Annotated in this window: 15 protein-coding genes and 1 pseudogene; 6 read left to right on the top strand and 10 right to left on the bottom strand. The window is 58.2% G+C overall.

Going from position 1 to position 13959, the window contains the following annotated elements; genetic code table 11:
* Nucleotides 1-3: 3 nt before the first annotated feature.
* Together KDX37_RS26140 and KDX37_RS26145 are read left to right on the top strand one after the other, a co-directional pair.
* Entirely contained in the window at nucleotides 4-429 is a 426-nt protein-coding gene (locus KDX37_RS26140; protein WP_231656086.1) for a hypothetical protein, read from the top strand.
* A complete protein-coding gene (locus tag KDX37_RS26145; RefSeq protein WP_231656087.1) occupies nucleotides 426-617 on the top strand; it encodes a hypothetical protein in 192 nt (63 codons plus the stop codon). Before KDX37_RS26140 ends, KDX37_RS26145 begins: the two co-directional genes overlap by 4 nt.
* Here the strand turns inward: KDX37_RS26145 and KDX37_RS26150 are convergent.
* On the bottom strand, nucleotides 614-1555 hold the full coding sequence (locus KDX37_RS26150) for an alpha/beta hydrolase (RefSeq protein ID WP_231656089.1): 942 nt from the start codon (nucleotides 1553-1555) through the stop codon (nucleotides 614-616). The genes KDX37_RS26145 and KDX37_RS26150 overlap by 4 nt on opposite strands.
* A 204-nt stretch (nucleotides 1556-1759) precedes the next feature.
* On the opposite strand from KDX37_RS26150, the gene KDX37_RS26155 reads away from it, so the two are divergent.
* Nucleotides 1760-4147, top strand: a complete 2388-nt coding sequence (locus tag KDX37_RS26155) for a penicillin acylase family protein (protein WP_231656091.1) — start codon at nucleotides 1760-1762, stop codon at nucleotides 4145-4147.
* Nucleotides 4148-4175: 28 nt separating this feature from the next.
* Here KDX37_RS26155 and KDX37_RS26160 read toward each other — a convergent pair whose 3' ends face one another.
* The 3 genes from KDX37_RS26160 to gabT all read right to left on the bottom strand — a co-directional run bounded on the left by KDX37_RS26160 (nucleotide 4176) and on the right by gabT (nucleotide 6755).
* Complete coding sequence (locus KDX37_RS26160; protein ID WP_002555947.1) at nucleotides 4176-4664, bottom strand: Lrp/AsnC family transcriptional regulator; 489 nt, start codon at nucleotides 4662-4664, stop codon at nucleotides 4176-4178.
* A 47-nt stretch (nucleotides 4665-4711) separates the two neighbouring features.
* Nucleotides 4712-5368: an HAD family hydrolase gene (locus KDX37_RS26165; RefSeq protein WP_231656109.1), complete on the bottom strand. Its 657-nt coding sequence runs from the start codon at nucleotides 5366-5368 to the stop codon at nucleotides 4712-4714.
* An 82-nt stretch (nucleotides 5369-5450) separates the two neighbouring features.
* Nucleotides 5451-6755, bottom strand: a complete 1305-nt coding sequence (gene gabT, locus KDX37_RS26170) for a 4-aminobutyrate--2-oxoglutarate transaminase (RefSeq protein ID WP_231656093.1) — start codon at nucleotides 6753-6755, stop codon at nucleotides 5451-5453.
* 282 nt (nucleotides 6756-7037) lie between these two features.
* Here gabT and KDX37_RS26175 point away from each other — a divergent pair, with 282 nt between their 5' ends.
* The 3 genes from KDX37_RS26175 (at nucleotide 7038) to KDX37_RS26185 (ending at nucleotide 9045) form a co-directional block, all read left to right on the top strand.
* Entirely contained in the window at nucleotides 7038-7967 is a 930-nt protein-coding gene (locus KDX37_RS26175) for a 2-hydroxyacid dehydrogenase (protein WP_231656095.1), read from the top strand.
* Between the two features lie 98 nt (nucleotides 7968-8065).
* Nucleotides 8066-8719, top strand: a complete 654-nt coding sequence (locus KDX37_RS26180; protein WP_231656097.1) for a TetR/AcrR family transcriptional regulator — start codon at nucleotides 8066-8068, stop codon at nucleotides 8717-8719.
* Nucleotides 8720-8802: 83 nt separating this feature from the next.
* Complete coding sequence (locus tag KDX37_RS26185) at nucleotides 8803-9045, top strand: hypothetical protein (RefSeq protein WP_231656111.1); 243 nt, start codon at nucleotides 8803-8805, stop codon at nucleotides 9043-9045.
* Between the two features lie 288 nt (nucleotides 9046-9333).
* Here KDX37_RS26185 and KDX37_RS26190 read toward each other — a convergent pair.
* From KDX37_RS26190 to KDX37_RS26215, 6 genes and pseudogenes are all read right to left on the bottom strand, one after another.
* A pseudogene (locus tag KDX37_RS26190) lies at nucleotides 9334-9857 on the bottom strand (RHS repeat-associated core domain-containing protein); the annotation flags it as partial.
* Nucleotides 9858-9984: 127 nt separating this feature from the next.
* On the bottom strand, nucleotides 9985-10200 hold the full coding sequence (locus KDX37_RS26195; RefSeq protein ID WP_002555770.1) for a TOBE domain-containing protein: 216 nt from the start codon (nucleotides 10198-10200) through the stop codon (nucleotides 9985-9987).
* A 27-nt stretch (nucleotides 10201-10227) separates the two neighbouring features.
* Entirely contained in the window at nucleotides 10228-11040 is an 813-nt protein-coding gene (gene ssuB, locus KDX37_RS26200) for an aliphatic sulfonates ABC transporter ATP-binding protein (protein WP_231656099.1), read from the bottom strand.
* A complete protein-coding gene (gene ssuC, locus KDX37_RS26205) occupies nucleotides 11037-11834 on the bottom strand; it encodes an aliphatic sulfonate ABC transporter permease SsuC (protein WP_231656101.1) in 798 nt (265 codons plus the stop codon). Before ssuC ends, ssuB begins: the two co-directional genes overlap by 4 nt.
* A 28-nt stretch (nucleotides 11835-11862) precedes the next feature.
* Nucleotides 11863-12828 (bottom strand): sulfonate ABC transporter substrate-binding protein, encoded by a 966-nt coding sequence (locus KDX37_RS26210; protein WP_231656103.1) that lies wholly within the window; start codon nucleotides 12826-12828, stop codon nucleotides 11863-11865.
* 251 nt (nucleotides 12829-13079) lie between these two features.
* Nucleotides 13080-13718 (bottom strand): peroxiredoxin, encoded by a 639-nt coding sequence (locus tag KDX37_RS26215; RefSeq protein ID WP_231656105.1) that lies wholly within the window; start codon nucleotides 13716-13718, stop codon nucleotides 13080-13082.
* Between the last annotated feature and the right edge of the window lie 241 nt (nucleotides 13719-13959).

Consider the following 13959-nt stretch of genomic DNA (forward strand, 5'->3'; position numbering starts at 1 on the left):
TAAATGTCAGATTTCTACAAGTACTTCAAGGAAAACATGGATGCCTTGAACCTGCCTGCACCCGAGTCGTTGTTCAGCTCGCTCACCACGGCGGTGAGCACCTCGACAACGATCCTGGGCACGCTCGAAAAGCTCGGGCCCGCGACGACCTTGCGTGAAGTCATCGGAGCCACCACAAAACTTGAGGCTCTTTCCGTCATTGCCTCCGTTTCAGCGGCGTTTTATGTGGGTGCAATCATTGGCAGCATCGCCGTTGCGACCGGCAGAACCCTGTCGGGCGGGACGTCATTGGCCGACGTGCTGTTCACGGCTCAGAAACACAACCTCAAGCCGGAGTGGCTGACCCGATACCTGAGCGCCTACCCCGGCATTTACAATGCTTCTGCACCAGGCAGAGACAGCTACAGACACCGGCTCGCTTTCGTATGAAGGACTCTATTGCTCTGCTTTTGACCGCCCTCGCCATGGCGTTTCTGGCATGGCTGTTCTGGGCTGGACTGGGCCAGGATGCGTTTGCGGTGTTCGGTGCGCTGGCGACCGTCTTGCTGGCAGTGGACAATTTCCGCCTGCGTCGTCAGGTCCGGACAATGTCAGTCCGCAGGGCTGAGAAGCGCTAACGCAGTCGGCTGCTGAGAAATTCAAAATAGCGTGCCCGTAACTCCGGCAGCTCGTTGGCCAGATGATGACGGGCATGACCGAGCATCAGGATCTCGGGCTGGCTGAACTTTTCTTTGAGAACTGTCAGGTTGTGCGACCAGTCCACGGTCATGTCAGCCTCGCCCTGAACGATCAGCGGGCTGCGTTCGCTACGGGGCGCGCTTTCAATGCGTACGATCCATTGCGCCAGCGCGCCGACCCAAGCGGTCGGCAACCGGCTGGGCTGCAGCGGGTCCGCCAATAGAAACGGCAAGAAAGCAGGCGCGTTCGAGTTTTCAGTGAAACGTCGGGCAATCCCGGTCACGAAAGGCTTGAGCAGGTAATAGCTCAGACGCGACCAGCCCCACGCACGCGGCCTGACGAGTGGCGACAACAGGATGACCTGACCTTGCGCCGGGCTCTCTTTCCCCTGATTGAGCAGGTGATCGATGACGATCGCACCGCCGGTACTCTGCCCACACAAATGCCACGGATGCGGCAGTTGGAGAGCCGCAGCTTCAAGCAACAGTTGCTGTAACACCGCCTGATATTCTGCAAAGTCATTGATGCTTGCCCGGCTGCCGCTGGAAAGCCCATGCCCCGGCAGGTCGCAGGAAATCACCGCAAACCGTTGCGTCAGCGCCCACTCGATCACATGCCTGTAGAGCCCCATGTGGTCATAAAAGCCGTGAAACAGAAACAGCGTAGCGACTGGATTTTCGGGCACCCAGACCTGACCCACGACTTCGTACCCGGCAACATCGAGACGCCCAAGCCAACTGCGAATGACGTTTTCCCCGCCCAGCCCGGCCAGACCATAGAAGCGCTGGTAAGCCTGCCCATCCAGAGAGAGCGGATCAATGACGCTCAGTGGCAGCAGACTGGCGCGCAGGTTATCGGGATCAAATGTTGCAGACATTGGGTTTCCAGAGTTCAGCGGGGCGGCGTGCAGGTGATGCAACGATATTCTTCTGTCTGCGCAGCCATGGCAAGGCAGAACGTGCTGATTCGCACAGATCTGTGACGGCGCCACCGGTCTGTATCGGCCTGGTATCTTCACTACCCAGCCTGGAACCAAAGCGGTAGCCTTCATCCTCGACACACGCATTTACAGAGAACCCGGATGAAACGCAGTCTCGCCGTTATCGCCATCATCATTGCAATCATCGCCGGTGGTGCTGGCTGGTACGTCCACAGCAAACAGCCCGTGCGCGCGGGCGAATTCGCCATGAGCCGTCTTCAGGCCCCTGTGACTGTGCGTTATGACGAGCGTGGCGTGCCACATATTCGAGCCGAAAACGAAGCTGACCTGTACCGGGCTCTCGGTTATACGCAGGCGAAAGACCGGTTGTTCCAGATGGAAATGCTGCGTCGGCTGTCGCGCGGCGAACTGGCCGAGATCATCGGACCGAACCTGGTAGAGACCGACAAACTGTTTCGCAGCCTGCGCATCCGCGAACATGCTGACGCGTATGTAGCCCGCCAGGACAAGAACACGCCGACCTGGAAAGCAGTTGAGGCCTATCTCGACGGTATCAATCAGTTTCAAGACACGCACGCAAGCCCGATGGAATTCGATGTACTGGGCATTCCCAAACGGCCGTTCACCGCTGAAGACACGATCAGCATAGGCGGTTATCTGGCTTACAGCTTCGCAGCGGCGTTCCGCACCGAACCGCTGCTGACTTACGTGCGCGACAACCTCGGTCCGCAGTACCTGAAAGTCTTTGATCTGGACTGGCATCCGGACGGCATGCTCGGTCAAAAGCCCGCGCTGGCCAGTGCAGACTGGAGAGGCTTGAGTGAATTGGCACAATTGAGTCATCAGGCGCTGGAAAACGCAGGCCTGCCGCAGTTCGAAGGCAGCAATGCCTGGGCGATTTCCGGCAGTCGTACCCAGAGCGGCAAGCCGATACTGGCGGGCGATCCGCATATTCGTTTCTCCGTACCCTCCGTGTGGTACGAGGCTCAATTGTCAGCCCCCGGCTTTGAACTCTATGGCCACTTTCAGGCGCTCAACCCGTTCGCCTTTCTCGGTCATAACATGGATTTTGGCTGGAGCCTGACCATGTTCCAGAACGATGACGTGGATCTGATCGCCGAAAAGACCAACCCCGAGTATCCCAATCAGGTCTGGTATCACGGCCAATGGGTTGAAATGACTCGCACCGAGCAGCAGATCGCCGTCAAAGGCGAAGCACCCGTCACCCTCACGCTGCTCGAATCGCCGCACGGCCCTGTCGTCAATAATGTCCTGGGCAAAAATGCGGGGCAGGCCCCGATTGCCATGTGGTGGTCATTTCTGGTGTCCGAAAACCCGGTGATGGACGGCTTCTACGAGGTCAATCGCGCTGACACGCTGGAGAAAATGCGTAACGCCGCCGAGAAGATTCAGTCGCCAGGTCTTAATCTCGTCTGGGCGAACGCCAAGGGAGATATCGGCTGGTGGGCCGCCGCTCAGCTGCCCATTCGACCGGAAGGCGTTAACCCGACCTACATTCTGGATGGCAGCACCGCTCAGGCAGACAAGCTGGGCTTTTATCCATTCAGTGCCAATCCGCAAGAAGAAAACCCGTCGCGTGGGTACATCATTTCTGCCAATTTCCAGCCGCTGTCACCCACCGGCATGCAGATCCCCGGCTACTACAACCCTGCCGAGCGCGGTCAGCAACTGGATCGTCAATTGAGCGACTCGACCGTCAAATGGGACCTTGCCGCCAGCAAGGCATTGCAGCTGGGCACACAGACCGACTACGCGCCCAGCATTCTGCGCCCGCTGATTCCGGTACTGCGCCGGGTGGTCAGCGACCCGGATGAACAGGCGCTGGTAGAGCGCCTGGCCAGCTGGAAAGGCGATTACCCAATCGATTCGGTAGGCGCCACGTTGTTCAATCAGTTCCTGTTCGATCTCACCGAAGAAACCTTTCATGACGAGCTGGGCGACGGCTTCTTCCAAACGCTACTGTCGACTCGCGCGCTCGACCAGGCGCTGCCTCGACTGGCAGCCGACGCCAATTCGCCCTGGTGGAACAATCGCAATTCGCCTCACGAGGAAAGTCGCGACAACACCGTGAAAGTCGCGTGGCGTGCCAGCGTTTCGCATTTGAAGTCGATGTATGGCAACAACCCCGATGAATGGGTCTGGGGCAAGGCCCATACCCTGACCCAGGCTCATCCGCTGGGCTCGCAGAAGCCGCTCGACAAGCTCTTCAACGTAGGGCCCTATGCGGCGCCGGGCACCCATGAAGTACCGAACAATCTGTCATCGAGTATCCGTCCAGCGCCGTGGCCAGTGAACTATGGGCCCTCGACCCGCCGGCTGATCGACTTCGGCGATCCGGCGCACAGCCTGGGTATCAATCCGGTCGGACAAAGCGGCGTCCCGTTCGACAAGCATTACGCCGATCAGGCCGAGGCCTTTATAAAAGGCGAGTACATGCCGCAGCATTTCAGCGAAAAGGACGTGGCAGAGCACACAGAAAGTGTCCTGACGCTGGTGCCGGGGCAGTAAGGCGTCAGGCATGAAGCAATTCAGACGATCAATGCCGCAATAACTTGCGCAGTGGCACACCGTCTTTCATGACCGGGGATTTGATCACGATGTAGCTGAAGTACTTGGAAATGCCGATGTTCTTGTCGAGCAATTCCTCAATCACTTCCTGGTAGTGCTGAATGCTTCGGGTCATGAAGCGCACAAGGTAGTCGTAACCGCCGCTGATCAGGTGGCACTCCAGCACTTCATCCACATGGCGGATGTTGGCTTCGAATTTGGCGAAGTCTTCACGCTTGTGGTCGCTGAGAGAAATCTCTGTGAACACGGTGACCGATTCAGTGATTTTCGCGAGGTTCAGGTGCGCCTTGTAGCTGGAGATATAGCCCGCCGACTCCAGGCGTTTGACGCGTTGCAGGCATGGGCTCGCTGAAAGCCCGACAGCATCTGCCAGGCTGACGTTGGTCATGCGCCCGTCTTTCTGGAGCTCAACCAGGATATTGATATCAATCCGGTCCAGTTTGACCAAGCCTTCCATTACCTACCTCTTGTTTTGCCATTCACAGTGCCTACCTTCTAGCAAAATCAGCGCCGTAAGGACAGCTGATGCTGTGCGACAAGGTCAGCCATGCTGCTGATACAGATGTCTGCCGGGCAGGGTTGGCTGTGCTGCTCACGACTGCGACGGATCAAACACAGTCCGCCAGTGCTCAGCGCCGTGGCGGGCGGGCGAGACACACGCAGGGTTTCGTTGGGCGCCAGGTCCATGTCGGTGAGCCAGCGGGTGTCGTCGAGCGAATGCGTGTTCATCGACAAGAGGCTGTCCGGCTCAAGGCCGAGGCGCTCACACAGCAACCCACGGTCTTGCACATCGCGATCGGCATACACCAGCAATTGATAGAACTTGCGCAGGTAGAGCATAGCGCCGGGTGCATCTTCGAACAGTGTCCAGCCCGGAACCGAGCGAGCGAAGGTCATCCCCTCCTCCCAACTGGCCTTTATACCCAGACGCTCGGCCAGTTGACGGTGCGCAAAGCACATCAGCCCACTGAAACCCAACTCGTCAAAACGTGGATACAGCGTACTGATCACCTCGTTGAACTGAGCCAGTACCTGCTCTCTTTCGGGGGGATAAACACCGTTTTCCAGCAGCGGTTGCAAGGCTGCCCAGACACCAGAGTCGCGGTCTATCAACACTTCATCACAATCGATCAGCAGTGCACGGTAATCAGTTAATCCCATGGCAAACGACGTCTCCATTCCAACGGTGATGCCCAGCACTTGAGGCTGCGGCGCCTTGCGACGGCCGCAACCCACGCAGCACTCAGCTGGACTTCAATACTCGTGCCAAGGCAGCATCAAGGATGACCAGCGCCTCATCGATCTGCTGTTCAGTGGTCACCAGCGGTGCCAGAAAACGCAGCACGTTGCGGTAAACGCCGCACTTGATCACCAGCAAGCCACCAATACGCGCCTGATCAATGATTTTCTGATTGGTATCGGCATCCGGGCTGCGCGCGGCGTCATCCTTGACCATTTCCATGGCCAGCATGAAACCGGTGCCGCGTACGTCGCCGATGCAGCTGTAACGTTCCTTGAGCTTCAGCAGGCCGGCACGCAGATAAGTGCCCAACTGCTCGCCCCGCGCCAGCAGGTTGTCCTGCTCGTAGGTGTCGATGACCGCCAGCGCAGCGGCGCAGGAAAGCGCATTGCCCCCATAAGTCCCGCCCAGACCGCCCGGAAGCGGTGCGTCCATGATGTTGGCGCGCCCGACAACGCCCGAAAGCGGCATCCCGTCAGCAAGGCTCTTGGCGACCGTGACCAGGTCTGGCTGGATCCCGGCGTGTTCAAAGCCGAACCATTTGCCGGTACGTCCGAAGCCCGTCTGGATTTCATCAAGAATAAGCACGATGCCGTGTTGCTCGGTCAGCGCGCGCAGGGCCTTGAGGAACTCGACCGGCGCTGCGAGGAAACCACCGTCGCCCTGAATCGGCTCGATAATGATGGCAGCGACACGGTCCGGAGCAACCTGAGTGGCCAGCAGCTCATGCAGTGCAGCCAACGCCATGTCGCCCGTCACGCCACGGTATTCGTTAGGGAACGGGGTGTGGAACACTTCTGGCGCCATTGGCCCGAAGTTCTGTTTGTACGGCTGGCTCATCCCGGTCAGCGTAGTGCCGAGCAGGGTCCGGCCGTGGAAACCACCACGAAACGAAATGATCGCCGGGCGGTTGGTGTGTGCCCGGGCAATCTTCACCGCGTTTTCTACCGCTTCAGCACCGGAGGTGAAAAACACGGCCTTGTGGTCGATGCCGCTCTGCCCGGCCACCATGTGGCTCAGACGTTTGGCCAGATCAACGTATGGCTTGTAGGACACCACCTGAAAGCAGGCGTGGGTCACTTTTTCCAGTTGGCCCTGGATCGCCTTGACCACATTGGGATGGTTATGGCCGATATTCAGTACGCCGATGCCGCCGACGAAATCCAGGTAGCGCTTGCCGTCCACGTCCCACAATTCAGAACCTTGAGCACGGTCAATGACCAACGGGTGGGCAGTAACCACGCCACGCGGCACGAACTGGTCGCGCTGACGGATCAAATGGGGCGTTTCATCGACTTTGCTGTTCATGGTTTTACCTATCGTGGGTCTGGCAACCGGCGGGTGGCTGCGATGTAGTTCAGGTTAAGCCTTCAGCAAAATGATCTACGCCGAACTTGGCCTTCCAGAAGTCCATATCCACTGTTTTTCCCCTCGCAAACGGCAGATTCCTTCAGGCCCCCCACGCACCACGCAATCTGCCGGACAGCGCCCGCTTTTCAGGCATCACAGCGCACTGAAGCACGCCTTTCAACAGATCCTGCTCCTGACTTGCGGCATGATGGAGGCCCACTTTCAGACTCAGGAAATGCCATGCCCGCCCTGCTCTATAAAGCCGATCCCGCACGCGCCGAACGATGGCGAGTTCTGTTCGCAGAGCATGCGCCTGACATCGAATGGCGGGTGTGGCCGGACATTGGCGACCCTTCGGAGATTCATTACTTGGGCGCCTGGCTGGCACCTGATGATCTGGACATCGTGCTGCCCAACCTCAAAGTGCTGTTCGCCTTGTCAGCAGGCGTCGATCAACTTGACCTGAGCCGCATTCCGCAAACGTTGCCAGTGGTGCGCCTGCTCGATCCCGGTATCAGTCACGGCATGTGTGAGTACGCGACCTTCGCGGTGCTCAGCCTGCACAGAGAAATGCTGCACTATCGGCAGCAGCAGGTTGAAGGTATTTGGAAAGCGAGGCCATTGGTGCCGGCTCATAAACGCAGAGTGGGCGTCATGGGGCTGGGTTTGCAGGCGCAGCATATTCTGTCGAGCCTCAAGCCTTTCGGTTTTCAACTGTCAGGCTGGGCACGCAGCGAGCACCGTATTGACGGAGTCGCCTGTTATTCGGGCGAAGGGCAATTGGGCGATTTTCTGGGCCAGTGCGACATTCTGTTGTGCGTGCTGCCGCTGACTGAAAGCACCGAAGGCATCCTCAATCAAAAACTGTTTGAGCAACTGCCGCAAGGTGCTGCGCTGATCAACATGGGCCGCGGCGGGCATCTGGTAGAAGCAGACCTGTTGGCGGCTCTGGACAGCAATCATCTGAGCGCAGCCGTACTGGATGTCGTGCAGCAGGAGCCCGCGCCGGCTGATCATCCGTTCTGGAAACATCCGAAGATCATGCTCACGCCCCATGTTGCCGCCATGACTCAGCCGGAAAGCGCTTTCCCCGGCCTGCTCGACAACATACGGCGTTTCGAGCGTGGTGAAGCCATGAACGGCCAGGTTGATCGCGGTCAGGGTTACTAGGTACAAGTACCGGAGCAGACCACAAAAGCGGTAGCACCCGCCGCACTTGGCGGGTGTTTGACCTTACAATAGCGCTCGTCCAACCACGAGCCACCCCCATGACACGCCCCGCCGCCCCCCGCAAACCTCGCGCACGCAGTCAGGCCCGGATCGATTCGATCCTTGACGCTGCGCGTACGCTGCTTGCTGCCGAAGGGGTTGCCAGCCTGTCGATTTATAGCGTGGCCGAGCGAGCAGAAATTCCCCCGTCGTCGGTCTATCACTTTTTCGCCAGCGTGCCTGCGCTGCTCGAAGCGCTGACTGCAGACATCCACGCCGCTTTCCGCGCCAGCCTGCAAGCGCCTATCGAGCACGCAGAACTGAACCACTGGCGCGACCTGTCCCGTTTGGTTGAACTGCGCATGCTGGCGATTTACAACGCAGACGCCGCTGCGCGGCAGCTGATCCTTGCTCAGCACGGTCTGGCCGAAGTCAATCAGGCCGACCGCCAGCACGACATCGAGCTGGGTCAACTGATGCTGGACGTCTTCAATCGCCATTTTCAGCTCCCGGCACTGCCGGATGACGTCGACGTCTTCGCGCTGGCCATGGAACTAGGCGACCGGGTGTACGCACGCTCGGTGCAGTTGCACGACGAAATCACCCCACGCATGGCCGAAGAAGGCATGCGCGTGTTCGATGCCTACCTCGGGCTGTACCTGCCGCCGTGCCTGCCGAAACGGTCAGTGGCGTTGATCTCGCCAACGGCTTGAACAGAACGAAGTCCAACTCAATTCCTGCGAATATCGCTTACCACATGCTTCCTATTCAGAAATGCTGCATAACGTTGTGTTTCTTGAGCAAACAACTTGTCAGCGCCAATTTGACCTCTTATATGGTGAAGGTTACCTGGGGCTTTCTGGATTGCGTCTACATAGTGATCCTGAAGCGTACGCGCTCGATGTATACGATTTTCATACCTCTCAACGATACTGCTTCGTGGAGCGAGACCCTTGCCCTGCTTGCGCGTGAGGTCGTACCTCAACGCTTCCCTGATTCTCCGCCGATCGGCGTGATTCAGCACTTCTTGAGTTCCTGATGTACCGCTTGCCCGGGAGGTCGAGGCTTGAGAGAGGGGTTCGGCATAACCGCCTCGGGTCGATGCAACCGGTGACGCAGAGGACAACTGTTCAACGCCAAGGTTGGAGCGTGATGTGTTTGCCCGTTCTAACATGCCGAGCATCACCGGGTGACGTCTAGCCAAAGATGAGGGGGCAGCCTGAGGTGCGATAGGCCGAGCAGGGGACGGGCCTCGTGTTCGGGGCCAGAACACATAATCTATCGAATGCCGGGAGCGACCTGATTTGAGGATCACCGAAAAAGGTGCATGCCCCGTTGGGTCCGAATAGTTGACAGGGTCTCCCTGACAATACGCATAGGCATTCAACCCGCCTTCGCCGAACGGGCTCAAGTCATCAGGGCTGTTGAAACGCATAAGTACCGGGTTGAACGCGCGATAACCATTGCCCAGCATGTAATGCCCTGTGATCGGGTCGCGTCGCTCGCCATTGAAGCCCAGCAAGCTGGTCAGGCCGCTATCAGTCGGATGGTGCCCGTAGGCGGTATAAGCCAGAGACTCGGCGCCTGCCTCGTCGAGGCATTGCAGGACTGAACGCTGTCGATCGGTCGCCAGCAGGCTCTTTACAGACTTCCCTTCCGATGCTGCTGGGCAAGCACAACGTCTTCATGCTGGAAGATCGTACGTTGCAGCGTGCCCTGTATCTCGGTCGCCAAGCGGTTTTTCTGATAGAAGCGCTGCGTCCCGGTTTCCGAAACCGGAGCGCTGGCAACCAGGCGATCCAACGGATCGTAGCGATAACGGCACGACATTGCATGAGCGGGGATGGCCATGGTGAAGGCTCCAACGGAACAGACCTCAAGCATCCCCCAAGCTGCGCAGCACGACCACCTCACAAAACTGCCAGGTATAAAAAACCCCGGAGGGTCGTCACCGTCCGGGGCTTGTCTGGCAGGCCGATCACAGTTTGGCGATCGAAACCTCAGTGGATTTCACGAAGGCAATCACTTCGCTGCCCACGACCAGCTCCAGCTCTTTGACCGAGCGGGTGGTGATCACTGAAGTCACGACGCCGGAAGCGGTTTGCACGTCGATTTCAGACAGCACGTCGCCGTGGACGATTTCCTTGATGGTGCCCTTGAACTGGTTACGAACGTTGATGGCTTTGATAGTCATGGCATGTCTTCCTTTGGGATATCGGAGTTAAGTTGCCCAGCGCAGTTGCGTAGGCAATGGTGAAAAGGGTTCTGGCTCAGGCGGTGAACCGGGGATAGCGAGCACTCGGTTGAGGACTTCGGTCTCGAGCGCTGCAAGGCGATGCGAGCCGCGTGCGCGAGGCCGTGGCAGATCAACCAGCAGGTCGAGACCGATGCTGCCCTCGTCGATCAGGATCACCCGATCAGCAATCGCGACAGCTTCGCTGACATCGTGAGTCACCAGCAGCACGGTGAAACCATGCTGGCGCCACAGCTTTTCGATCAGCTGTTGCATCTCGATGCGCGTCAACGCGTCAAGTGCACCCAGCGGCTCGTCGAGCAACAACAGGCGTGGCTTGTGAATCAAGGCACGAGCCAGAGCCACGCGCTGCTTTTGACCGCCGGACAATGCTGCAGGCCATTCATCTGCCCGCTCGGCAAGACCAACAGCTTCCAGCGCCTCGAGTGCCTGGGCACGCCAGTCGCCGCTCAGTCCGAGGCCGACGTTATCGATAATTTTCTTCCATGGCAGCAAGCGCGCTTCCTGGAACATCAGACGCGTGTCTTCGCGGGCGTCGGCCAGCGGCGCAGAGCCTGCAAGCAGTTGGCCCTGCGTAGGCTTGTCGAGCCCGGCCAGCAGACGCAACAGGGTACTCTTGCCGCAACCGCTGCGACCCACCACGGCGACGAACTGACCGGCCGGAATATGCAGGTCGATGTTCTTGAGCACTTCACGCGTGCCAAAGGCTTTCTTGAGATTCTGAACACCCAGCGGAATACCGCGAAGCAGGTGCGGAGGTTGTTGCTTCAGACTGGTCATGCTGCACCGCCTTTGCTGACTTGATAGGCCGGGTGCCAGCGCAGGCAGACCCGTTCCAGACCGCGAGCGGCCAGATCGGCCAGCTTGCCCAGCACCGCATACAGCACAATGGCCAGCACCACGACGTCGGTTTGCAGAAACTCACGGGCGTTCATTGCCAGGTAGCCAATACCGGAACTGGCGGAGATGGTTTCCGCCACGATCAGCGTCAGCCACATAAAGCCCAGTGCGAACCGCACACCCACCAGAATCGAAGGCATGGCGCCCGGCAGAATCACGTGCCGAAACAGGCTGAACCCCGACAGGCCGTAGCTGCGGGACATTTCCACCAGCGCCGGATCGATATTTCGAATGCCGTGGTAGGTGTTCAGGTAAATCGGGAACAGCGTGCCGAGCGCAACCAGGAAGATCTTCGCAGTCTCGTCGATGCCAAACCACAGGATGACCAGCGGTATCAGCGCCAGATGCGGCACGTTACGAATCATCTGTACCGAACTGTCCAACAGGCGCTCGCCCCATTTGCTCAGGCCAGTGATGAACCCCAGTGCCAGACCAATACCGCCACCGATGGCAAAGCCTATGCCGGCGCGCCAGCCGCTGATTGCCAGGTGGGTCCAGATCTCGCCGCTGGCGACCAGATTGTAGCCAGCCTCGATCACCGCACTCGGTGCCGGAAGAATGCGCGTGGACAACCAGCCAGCGCTGACTGACAACTGCCAGATCGCCAATAACAGGACAGGAAGTGCCCAGGGTGCCAGTCGATGAGTAAAACGTTGCGAAGCACTGAGGCTCATGGAGTTGTCTCCTCGAAGGGCCTGTCGATTACTGTGCTTGAGCAACAGCAGCGGGCGGCGTCCAGACCACGTCAGCGATGCTGAGCGGCTTGGGGATCAATTTGAGCTGGTAGAAGGTGTCTGCAATTTTTTGCTGAGCAGCCACCACCGGTGGGGTGATGAACAGTGCGCCGTAGCCCTGACGCTTGACCGAGGTCAGCGTGATGTCAGCGGGCAGGCCCAGCAGCGGCGCGACCTGTTTGGTCACTTCCTCAGGGTTGGCCTTGGACCATTCACCCACGGCTCGCACTTCTTCGATCAACGCCTGAATCACTTTCGGGTTCTTTTGGGCGTAAGGCTTGGTCGCCAGATAGAACTGATGGTTGTCGACAATGCCGGAGCCGTCTCTCAAGGTGCGGGCCTGCAACTGCTGTTCAGCAGCAGCCTGGTACGGGTCCCAGATCACCCATGCATCGACACTGCCACGCTCGAAAGCGGCACGTGCATCAGCAGGTGGCAGGAAGACGGTCTGGATGTCGGAATACTTCAGACCGGCATCCTCAAGTGCGCGTACCAGCAGGTAATGCACGTTGGAGCCCTTGTTGAGGACAACCTTCTTGCCCTTGAGGTCTTTGACAGAAGTGATCGGCGAGTCCTTGGGTACCAGAATCGCTTCGCTGGTCGGCGCGGGTGGCTCGTAGGCCACGTACAGTAGATCAGCGCCTGCCGCCTGGGCGAACACGGGTGGTGTTTCACCGGTCACACCAAAATCGATCGAGCCTACGTTGAGGCCTTCCAGCAACTGCGGGCCGCCCGGGAACTCTGTCCACTGCACCTTGACGCCTTGCTCGGCCAGACGTTTCTCAAGCGAACCCTTGGCCTTGAGCAGCACCAGCGTGCCGTATTTCTGGTAACCGATGCGCAGGTCTTCAGCCTGGGCCTGGGTGATCGCGCCGAACGCGAGCGCTGCGGTAAACAGAGCGACCAGGCTTCGACGCAGAGTGACAGTGCGCATGGCGCGCTCCTTACAAATGGGGGTGGTTGCCTGCACGACTGTTGCAGCTCGGGCGAGGCGGAATGGAAGTGACATTAACAGCAGTTTTTTATATCCATAAATCTTATTTATTCATTTAGTTATTCCATAAATGAATATATGCGATTGAACGACGCTACAGGCCGGACTTCGGACGGGATGCTCAACAAGCGACACAAAAAAAGGGCCGATAAATCGGCCCGAATAACCCCACTCTCGGTGAACCCGGAAATTCAGCGGTTAGGCTGTGGCGTCAGGCGCAGATAAGGCGTGACGGCGGTATAGCCCTTCGGAAAGCGTTGTTTGATTTCTTCCTCATCCTTGATCGACGGCACGATCACCACATCGTCACCGTCCTTCCAGTTGGCCGGCGTGGCGACTTTGTGGTTGTCGGTCAACTGCAGGGAATCAATCACCCGCAGGATTTCATGGAAGTTGCGGCCAGTGCTGGCCGGGTAGGTGATGGTCAGGCGCACTTTTTTGTTCGGATCGATCACAAATAGCGAACGAACCGTCAGCGTGTCACTGGCATTGGGATGGATAAGGTCATACAGATCGGACACTTTGCGGTCTGCGTCCGCCAGGATCGGGAAATTGACATGCGTGTTCTGAGTTGTGTTGATGTCATCGATCCACTTGATATGGGAATCGACCGGGTCGACCGACAGGGCAATGGCCTTGACGCCGCGCCTGGAGAATTCGTCTTTCAGTTTGGCGGTAAAGCCAAGCTCGGTGGTGCATACCGGCGTGAAGTCTGCCGGATGGGAAAACAACACACCCCAGCTGTCGCCCAGCCATTCGTGGAAGCGTATGCGGCCCTCACTGGAGTCCTGTTCAAAGTCAGGGGCGATATCGCCAAGTCGCAGTGTCATGGTGTTGCTCCTCGTCTTGTTAGGGTATGTCTCAGTCAAGACCAACTGTGCCTGTCGGTGAAAGAATTTAAAAAGAATATAAACAGCTGTGGTTAGGCCTGATAGGCATATAGAAAATCAGGCAAAAGAAACCCCGCACAAGGCGTAATACTGTTCACTTAAGCATTTGAGTCCAGGCCGGGCTTTATAGAGAATCCGATGTCAGACCTCTGGCATCGGATTTTTTATGCCCATTCAGCAG

It is taken from the genome of Pseudomonas californiensis, from assembly GCF_021147775.1.
Lineage (GTDB): Bacteria > Pseudomonadota > Gammaproteobacteria > Pseudomonadales > Pseudomonadaceae > Aquipseudomonas > Aquipseudomonas californiensis.

Bases quoted from the DNA above. Each gene is read 5' to 3' on its own strand.
- KDX37_RS26140 (WP_231656086.1), top strand. From the start codon at position 4: ATGTCAGATTTCTACAAGTACTTCAAGGAAAACATGGATGCCTTGAAC.
- KDX37_RS26145 (WP_231656087.1), top strand. From the start codon at position 426: ATGAAGGACTCTATTGCTCTGCTTTTGACCGCCCTCGCCATGGCGTTT.
- KDX37_RS26150 (WP_231656089.1), bottom strand. From the start codon at position 1,555: ATGTCTGCAACATTTGATCCCGATAACCTGCGCGCCAGTCTGCTGCCA.
- KDX37_RS26155 (WP_231656091.1), top strand. From the start codon at position 1,760: ATGAAACGCAGTCTCGCCGTTATCGCCATCATCATTGCAATCATCGCC.
- KDX37_RS26160 (WP_002555947.1), bottom strand. From the start codon at position 4,664: ATGGAAGGCTTGGTCAAACTGGACCGGATTGATATCAATATCCTGGTT.
- KDX37_RS26165 (WP_231656109.1), bottom strand. From the start codon at position 5,368: ATGGGATTAACTGATTACCGTGCACTGCTGATCGATTGTGATGAAGTG.
- gabT (WP_231656093.1), bottom strand. From the start codon at position 6,755: ATGAACAGCAAAGTCGATGAAACGCCCCATTTGATCCGTCAGCGCGAC.
- KDX37_RS26175 (WP_231656095.1), top strand. From the start codon at position 7,038: ATGCCCGCCCTGCTCTATAAAGCCGATCCCGCACGCGCCGAACGATGG.
- KDX37_RS26180 (WP_231656097.1), top strand. From the start codon at position 8,066: ATGACACGCCCCGCCGCCCCCCGCAAACCTCGCGCACGCAGTCAGGCC.
- KDX37_RS26195 (WP_002555770.1), bottom strand. From the start codon at position 10,200: ATGACTATCAAAGCCATCAACGTTCGTAACCAGTTCAAGGGCACCATC.
- ssuB (WP_231656099.1), bottom strand. From the start codon at position 11,040: ATGACCAGTCTGAAGCAACAACCTCCGCACCTGCTTCGCGGTATTCCG.
- ssuC (WP_231656101.1), bottom strand. From the start codon at position 11,834: ATGAGCCTCAGTGCTTCGCAACGTTTTACTCATCGACTGGCACCCTGG.
- KDX37_RS26210 (WP_231656103.1), bottom strand. From the start codon at position 12,828: ATGCGCACTGTCACTCTGCGTCGAAGCCTGGTCGCTCTGTTTACCGCA.
- KDX37_RS26215 (WP_231656105.1), bottom strand. From the start codon at position 13,718: ATGACACTGCGACTTGGCGATATCGCCCCTGACTTTGAACAGGACTCC.